The 6,930-nt window shown below is 70.7% G+C and carries 4 protein-coding genes; 2 read left to right on the top strand and 2 right to left on the bottom strand.

Going from position 1 to position 6,930, the window contains the following annotated elements; all coding sequences use genetic code 11:
* Positions 1–120: 120 nt before the first annotated feature.
* A complete protein-coding gene (locus Q7A36_RS37435; protein ID WP_305108889.1) occupies positions 121–1,596 on the top strand; it encodes an FkbM family methyltransferase in 1,476 nt (491 codons plus the stop codon).
* Positions 1,597–1,879: 283 nt separating this feature from the next.
* Here Q7A36_RS37435 and Q7A36_RS37430 read toward each other — a convergent pair whose 3' ends face one another.
* Together Q7A36_RS37430 and Q7A36_RS37425 are read right to left on the bottom strand one after the other, a co-directional pair.
* On the bottom strand, positions 1,880–3,061 hold the full coding sequence (locus Q7A36_RS37430; protein WP_305108888.1) for a glycosyltransferase: 1,182 nt from the start codon (positions 3,059–3,061) through the stop codon (positions 1,880–1,882).
* Positions 3,062–3,072: 11 nt separating this feature from the next.
* On the bottom strand, positions 3,073–5,511 hold the full coding sequence (locus Q7A36_RS37425) for a glycosyltransferase (RefSeq protein ID WP_305108887.1): 2,439 nt from the start codon (positions 5,509–5,511) through the stop codon (positions 3,073–3,075).
* Positions 5,512–5,562: 51 nt separating this feature from the next.
* Between Q7A36_RS37425 and Q7A36_RS37420 the strand changes: the two genes are divergently transcribed.
* A partial coding sequence (locus Q7A36_RS37420; protein WP_305108886.1) for a glycosyltransferase family 4 protein occupies positions 5,563–6,930 on the top strand: 1,368 nt, incomplete at its 3' end.

The raw sequence follows: 6,930 nt of genomic DNA, 5'->3' as shown, positions 1-6,930 counted from the left end.
CCGGGCTTCCCGCGCGAAAGAGGGTGAGCGCCTGCCCCAGCCTGTCGCGGCACGACAGGGGCCCTGGGAGAGCGCGACGATCTGCTCTAAACAGCCAAAGCTGTGCAGAGGACCAGCGTCTTGACCTTCGTCAGCTACGCCCAGAACTTCGAGGATGTGATGTTGCGGCGGGCGTTCCGCGACGTCGCGGAGGGTTTCTATGTCGATGTCGGCGCCTGGTATCCGGAGCTTCACTCCGTGACGAAGGCCCTGTACGACGCGGGTTGGCACGGCATCAACATCGAGCCCGGCCCCATCTTCGCCCAGCTTGCCGCGGCGCGGCCGCGCGACATCAACCTTCAGGTCGCCCTGGGCGAGCAGCCCTGCCGGATGCCCCTGCATGTCTTCCGTGTCGGCAACGATGTGCTGGGCACGTCGTCGCTGCATGGCGGGCCTGCGCCGGACATACCCGGCGAGGTCGTGGAGGAGACGATCGAGGTCGAGGTGACGACGCTGGCTCGGGTCCTGGATGAACATGCGCCGGGGCAGCATATTCACGTCCTGAAGATCGATGCCGAGGGCGCGGAGGCAGCAATTCTGCGGAGCACCGACTGGCGGCGCTACCGCCCCGAGTTGCTGGTGATTGAGGCAACGCGGCCCCAGAGCCAGGACCGCACCGACGGAGAATGGACACCGCTGCTGACCGCGGCAGGTTACCATCATGTCTGGTTCGACGGGCTCAATGCCTGGTTCCTGCGTGAGGAAAGCATGGCGCGCGCCGAAGCCTTCCGCGCGCCGCCGAACATCTTCGACGATTTCCGCGTGCATGATCCGGAAGGCGACAGGGCCCGCGCCGCCGCCGAGGCCTGGGGTCGGTCCCTCGAGGAGGCCGTGCAGCACGGCTCCCGCGAGCAGGAACGTCTGCAGACGTTGCTGCAAGCCAGCCAGCAGCATGCAACGGCTCTCGAAGCGGCGTTGCAAAGGGCGAGGTCGGAGCATGCCGCGCTCGAGCAGCGCAATGCCACACTCGAGCAAAGCAACGCCACACTCGAGCAACGCAACGCCATGCTCGAGCGCTCCGTCGCGCAAACCGAAGACGAACTGCGGCGGACCGTGACCGCCCGCGCCGCAGCCGCGGCCTGCGCCGCCGCCTTCGAGCAGGAGACGGCCGAGCTGAAGGCCAGGCTGGCCGGCATGGCCAACGACCTCGAGGCAGCCCAGGCCACCGCCGCCGCGGCCCGCGCCGAGGCGCACGCCCTGCTGGCGGAGCGCTGGCGCCTGACGAACAGGCTGGAGATCGAGAACGGACCACGGGTCCTGACAGCGCTCCTGCCGCTGGCGCGGGTGCTGCGCCGCATCGCCTGGCGCGGCCGGATCCCGGCACCGGTCATACCGCCGGAGATCGAACATCTTGTTGGCATGGCGCCCTCGGCCAGCACGCCCCCGCCCGCGCCTGTCAGCGCGCCGCCAGGTGGCCCGGACATCGGCCACGCCGCCAGCACTGGGAACGATCCGCGGCTGGCGCGGAGCGTGGAGACCGCATTGCTGACGATCGCGCTGCGCAGCGAGCCGCAGGCTGAGCACAGCGACAGGACCCGCCTTCCGGCTGAAGCCTGATCGTGCCGGGTCGGCCATGCCGGTGGCGAGCCTCGCCCCGGCCTGGCGCATCCGCCCGTCGCTCATCGTCTTCTGGCGGCTGGCATTGGCTTCGTGCAGCGCGCCCGGATGCTGCGGCAGTCAGCCCGCAGCACCACCTGGGAAGACATGCACCGGGCTTCCTGCTCTCTCGGCAGGATCACGAAGCCTGCTTAACTGCACTGTCATACATTCCAGCCCAGGCACTGCCAGCCGTCAGCTCCCAACGCGCTTTCACATGGGCTGACTTCAAGGCGGGCGGGGATCAGTCCTGAATCCAACTGGCCATGGCTGCAGCGAAGCCACGCCAGGTCGGCAGGTCCAGGGTGGCCGCCTCGGCCCACAAGGCTTCCGCCACGGCGTCGTTCATGAGGTGACGTATCGCCTCGCCCAGCGCCGCCGGGGTGAGCGCCGGCAATTCCAACCGGCCGCCCGGCGGCAGTTCCGTCACCGACGGCACTTCGCCGCCGATGATGGCCGGAATGCCGAGCGCGAGGCCCTCGACCGGCGGCAGCCCATACCCCTCGGCCTCGCTCAGGTAGAGCGTGGCGCGCGCCTCGCCCAGCAGGGCACCGATCTCGGCATCGGTCGCCTGTGGGACATGGCGGATGCCCTCGGCATCCGCGACGGAGGCAGCCGCCAGGGCAGCCGCCTGTGCCTGCGCCCGGCCATTCCGGAAGGCGCCGCCCACCACCGCCAGGCGGGCCGGCACGCCGGCGGCGCGCAGGGCGGCGAAGCAGTCGGCCATCAGGTCCTGGTTCTTCCGCCCGTCGATGGAGCCGACTGCGACGAAGAGCCGCCGGTCCGATCGGAAGCACTGCCGCGGCACGCCGCCGCCGGTCCTGTCCTCACCGAGCAGCCCGTCGGCGCCGAGCGGCAGGACGACGCCCTCGGCCACCTCGCGGCGCAGGATACGGTGGACAAAGGCGTCGCGCGTCGCACCGCTAATGAAGCCAAGATGGCGCGCCGTCATGAGCACGCCGAGATACGGCATCAGGTGCTGCGTGCGGTCCACGCCCATCAGCTCGGGCCGCAGCCAGGGGATGAAGTCGTACACCACGAAGCCGGCGCGGCCGGGATCCTGCTGCAGCAGCGTGCGGTAGAAATGGCAGCGCGCCGGGTCGAAGAAGAGCTCCGGCACCAGGATCCGGCCATAGCGTCCGGGATCCAGTGGCGCCTGCGGTCCCGCGCCCGCGGCATCGGCCACCCGCTGCTTCAACGCCTCGGCCGGCAGGGCCCGCAGCTCGGGCGTCGCCTCCATAAGCAGGTCCACCACCCGTGGGGACAGCGGCACCAGGCCGCCGGCGGCGGCATCGAAGCGACACGGCAGCAACGGCCGTGGCCCGGGCCAGTGGCGCAGCATCGCCCGCACCACGCGTTGGATGCCGGTGCGCATCGGACTGGCGACGAGCTCGCTGACATCGGCGAGGAGTGGCATGGTGGACATTGGCGCGCCTCCTAGCCCAGCCCCAGTCCGGCCAGCAGCGTCGCGGCATAGCGGTCGGGAGAATGCGCCTCGGCATAGGCCGCACGCGCCGCCTCGTCACGCGGTGCCAGCAGTCCGGCCTCGGCGATCGTGGCCAAGCGCTCCGCCACCAGGACGGCCGAGAGGTTGTCCGGCACGCCGTGCCACAGCGCCTCCGGCGCATCGATTGCGGCGGCCAGGTCGTGGTTGGCCACCACGCGCAGCCCGAAGGTCAGGCAGTCCATCAGGGCGGCAGAGACGCTGCCGATGGTGTGCGCACGCAACTGGATGGCCGCATCGGCAGCCTGCAGCCAGGCGCACCAGGCGGCCTCGTCTACCGCACCGGTGAACCGCACATGCCCGGCGAGGCCGAGATAGGTGGCGAGCGCCTCGAGATCCTGCCGCAGATGGTCCGGTGCATCCCCGACGAAGGCCAGGCTCGCGGGGATCTTCCAGCCACGCAGCAGGCTGAGCGCCCAGATCAGGTCATGCGGTGCCTTGTCCGGCGTGACATAGCCAAAGCTGGCGATCGAGAAATCGTCAGTTGGCAGCCGCACCCGCGCGCGTGCAGCGGCGCGCGCCTCGAGCGTCAGCGCGCCCGGCTCGGGCAGCCGCAACGCAGCGAAGGGGAGATGCTGGACCGCGGTGCCGTAGGTCCGCTGCATCAGGTCACAGGACAGTCGCGAATGCATGAAGGTCGGTTGCGCGGCGCGCAGGACCTCGGACAGGAAGAAGGTCGGCAGGGTGCGCTCGTTGCCCAGCCAGTCGTCGATCTCGCTGTCTTCCACAGGCCGCCCCAGCTCTACCTCCGCCAGGGCCCGGGCCCGCCCGCGCCCCAGCAACCCGACATAGAAATGCAGCATCCGTGCATCATGGGCGATGCAGCCCCCGCCGTAGTCGAGCAGCAGATCGAAGATGCGGCGGTGGAAATGCGAGTTGCCCATCACCGCCACGACGGCATCGTAGCCTCCCGACAGGCTGGCCAGCGGCGTCAGCGCCTCGATCTGCACGCCCTCCGGCGCGCGCGGCGACGGCGCCTCGGTATAGGCGACCACCTCGGCCCGCCTGGCGATGGCGCCGAGCACGGCATGGGTGTAGTCGGCAACACCACTGCGATCGGGCGGCAGCGGTGAGAGCATCGCCAGGCGCGGCCGGGCATCGCGCAGCACCGGCGGGCTCGCCGGCGCCGTGTCGAGCGCGGCCCAGAACCTGGCACCCACCTCGGCCTCCGTGAAGCGTCGCCAGATGTCCTGCTGGCGCCGCTGCAGATCGGCGCGTGCGGCGGGATCGAGCGCCATGCGCTCCATCTGCTCCCGCAGCCGCGCCGTGTCGTCCGGCGCGAAGAGCGCATCCTCCTGCGACACCAGCTCGGCTTGCGCCGTGCAGTCGGAGGCCAGCACCGGGCTGCCATTCGCGCTCGCCTCGATCACCGGGATCGAGAAGCCCTCTGCGCGCGAGGGTGCGACCGTCGCAAGGGCTTCCTGGTAGGCGCGCCGCAGTTCGGCGTCCGTCAGATGCGGCAGGAAGCGCAACAGCGCCGGGTCGCCGCCATGGCGCTCATGTAGGGCACGCAACGGCGCCTGCTGCTGGGGTGGGTAGCCGCCCGCGACCAGCAGCGGCAGGCCGGCGGCGCGCAGCGCGGCGCTCGCCGCATGGGCGATGATCGGAGCCTCGACATTCTTGCGCGGATCGGGTCCCGCCACGGCGAGGAGATGCCGAGGCGGCCGGGCCGGCGTCTCATCCGGCTGCGGCAGGAGGCTGGCGCGCACGGCGACGCCGGTAACGACGCAGGACGCCTGCGCGGCGCCGGGCACCAGGGACCGCAGTTGCGCAGCGGTAGCCTGCGAGATCGGCAGGAAGGTGCCGTAGGCACCGAGCCAGGCGAGGCGCGCATAATAGTCGAGGCGGTCGGCCTGCCCGCGGAGATAAGTATCGGGCATCTCGTGCGGAATGAAATCGTAGATCACCGCCACGTGCCGGCGGCCGGGCCGGGTCAGCAGACGCGCTACCCGCAACGGGTCATGCGTCATCGGCGAGAGGCTAACGAACCAGCCACCATCGGGCGGCTCGGCATAGGCAGTCCACCGCAACGTGCCGAACAGCGCGGCCACACGCGGCGCGAGGGTCGGCAGCGCCGGATCGAGCAGGCCGATCAGGCGCGGCGCGCGCCCACCGGCGCCGCGGCCGCGAAGCAGGCTCTCGGCATGCTGCCCGATGCCCCGCTCGCGATAGGCAGGATCCTGGAGGCAGCGTGCATCGACGATCATGGCGGGAGACGGCATCGGGTCTTCCAACCATGCCCGCCGCGCCAGGACAACCGGCGCAGGACCGCAGGCCGGCCATCCACGCACGATGGTGGCCGCCGCGCACCTATGTTGTTCCGCCTGCGTCCGGCCGGTGTGGTCCCTACGATTTTTGCGCGACCCGGCCATGCTGTATGCAGCCGCGACCCGCCCTTCCTGCTTCCGGAGCGATTATCGACTATGACGGTCTGGTGCGATGTTGAGGACCTGTTCGACTACGCTCGGAACAATGCTCGCCCTAGCGGTATCCAGCGCCTCTCCTACGAGCTCTACGCGGCGCTCCGGAGGATGGCCGCCCAGGAGGTAGGCTTCGTGCGGCACGATGCCGTGGCGGGCACCATGCGCGTCATCGACTGGACGGATGTCGAGGCACTCTATGGCCGGATGGCGGAGGCACCGCTGCGACCTCCGGTGCCCCTTGCGGCCGCGCCCAGGCCGCTCTCGCGCGGTGCGCTGCGCAGCGTCGTCGCCCGTGTGCCGGCGGAGTTGCGGCAGCCGCTCGGCCAGGCGGTGCGGTCGCAACTCGCCACTGTGCGGCATCTCGCCGGCGCGGTACGCGCATCGGCCGGACTGCTGAGTGCGCGGCAGGCTGCCGAGGCCGCACCGGATGTCGCCTTCACAATCGCGGGACGCGACCTGCGCGAGGCCGCGCGGCCCGGCGACGTCATTGCGACGCTGGGCTCGCCCTGGTCGCATCCCGACTATGCCTCCCTGATCCGAGCGGTATCGCAGCAGGCGTCGCTGCGCTTCGCTCTGCTCGTCTACGACCTCATTCCCGTGCTCAGGCCGGAATTCTGCGACCAGGGCCTGGTCACCGTCTTCGGCGATTTCATGCGGCGATGCCTGCCGCTCGCCGACATGGTCTTTGCGATCTCCCAGGCGACGGTGCGCGACATCGAGACCTGGGCGGCGCGCGATGGCCTGCGGCTGCGCGCCGCGCCGCAGGCCATCCCGATTGGCAGTGGTTTCAGCCAGGCCGCGGACCCCGCGCCACTGCCGGCCAGCCTGTCACCCGGCGGCTATGCCCTCTTCGTCTCCACCATGGAGGCGCGGAAGAACCACGTCCTCACCTTCCGCGCATGGCGGCGGCTGCTCGACGAGATGCCGGCTGAGCAGGTGCCGGTGCTTGTCTTCGCCGGCCGCGTCGGCTGGATGGTCGCCGACCTGATGCAGCAGATTCGCAATGCCCGGCATCTCGACGGCAAGCTGGTGATCGTGGAGGACCCCGGCGACGCGGCCCTGGCCGCCCTGTACCGGGGCGCGCGGTTCACGCTGTTCCCCTCGCATTACGAGGGCTGGGGCCTGCCGGTTTCCGAGAGCCTCGCCTTCGGCAAGGCATGCCTCGCCTCGGCCAGCACCTCCATCCCCGAGGCGGGCGGCCCCTTCTGCCTGTACCACGACCCGGATTGCGTGACGGAGGCCGTGGCCCTCTACCGACGGGCCATTGAGGAGCCTGGGCTGATCGCCGGCCTGGAGTCGCGCCTTGCGGCGGAATACCGCGCCGTGCCCTGGTCGGACAGCGCGGCGGCGCTGCTGCGCGGCCTGCTA

Source organism: Paracraurococcus lichenis (assembly GCF_030657435.1).
Taxonomy (GTDB): domain Bacteria; phylum Pseudomonadota; class Alphaproteobacteria; order Acetobacterales; family Acetobacteraceae; genus Paracraurococcus; species Paracraurococcus lichenis.
This window is presented reverse-complemented; position numbering and strand designations above follow the sequence as displayed.

Excerpts from the sequence above, each read along its gene's own strand:
- Q7A36_RS37430 (WP_305108888.1), bottom strand. The coding sequence starts at position 3,061 with ATGTCCACCATGCCACTCCTCGCCGATGTCAGCGAGCTCGTCGCCAGT.
- Q7A36_RS37425 (WP_305108887.1), bottom strand. The coding sequence starts at position 5,511 with ATGGCCGGGTCGCGCAAAAATCGTAGGGACCACACCGGCCGGACGCAG.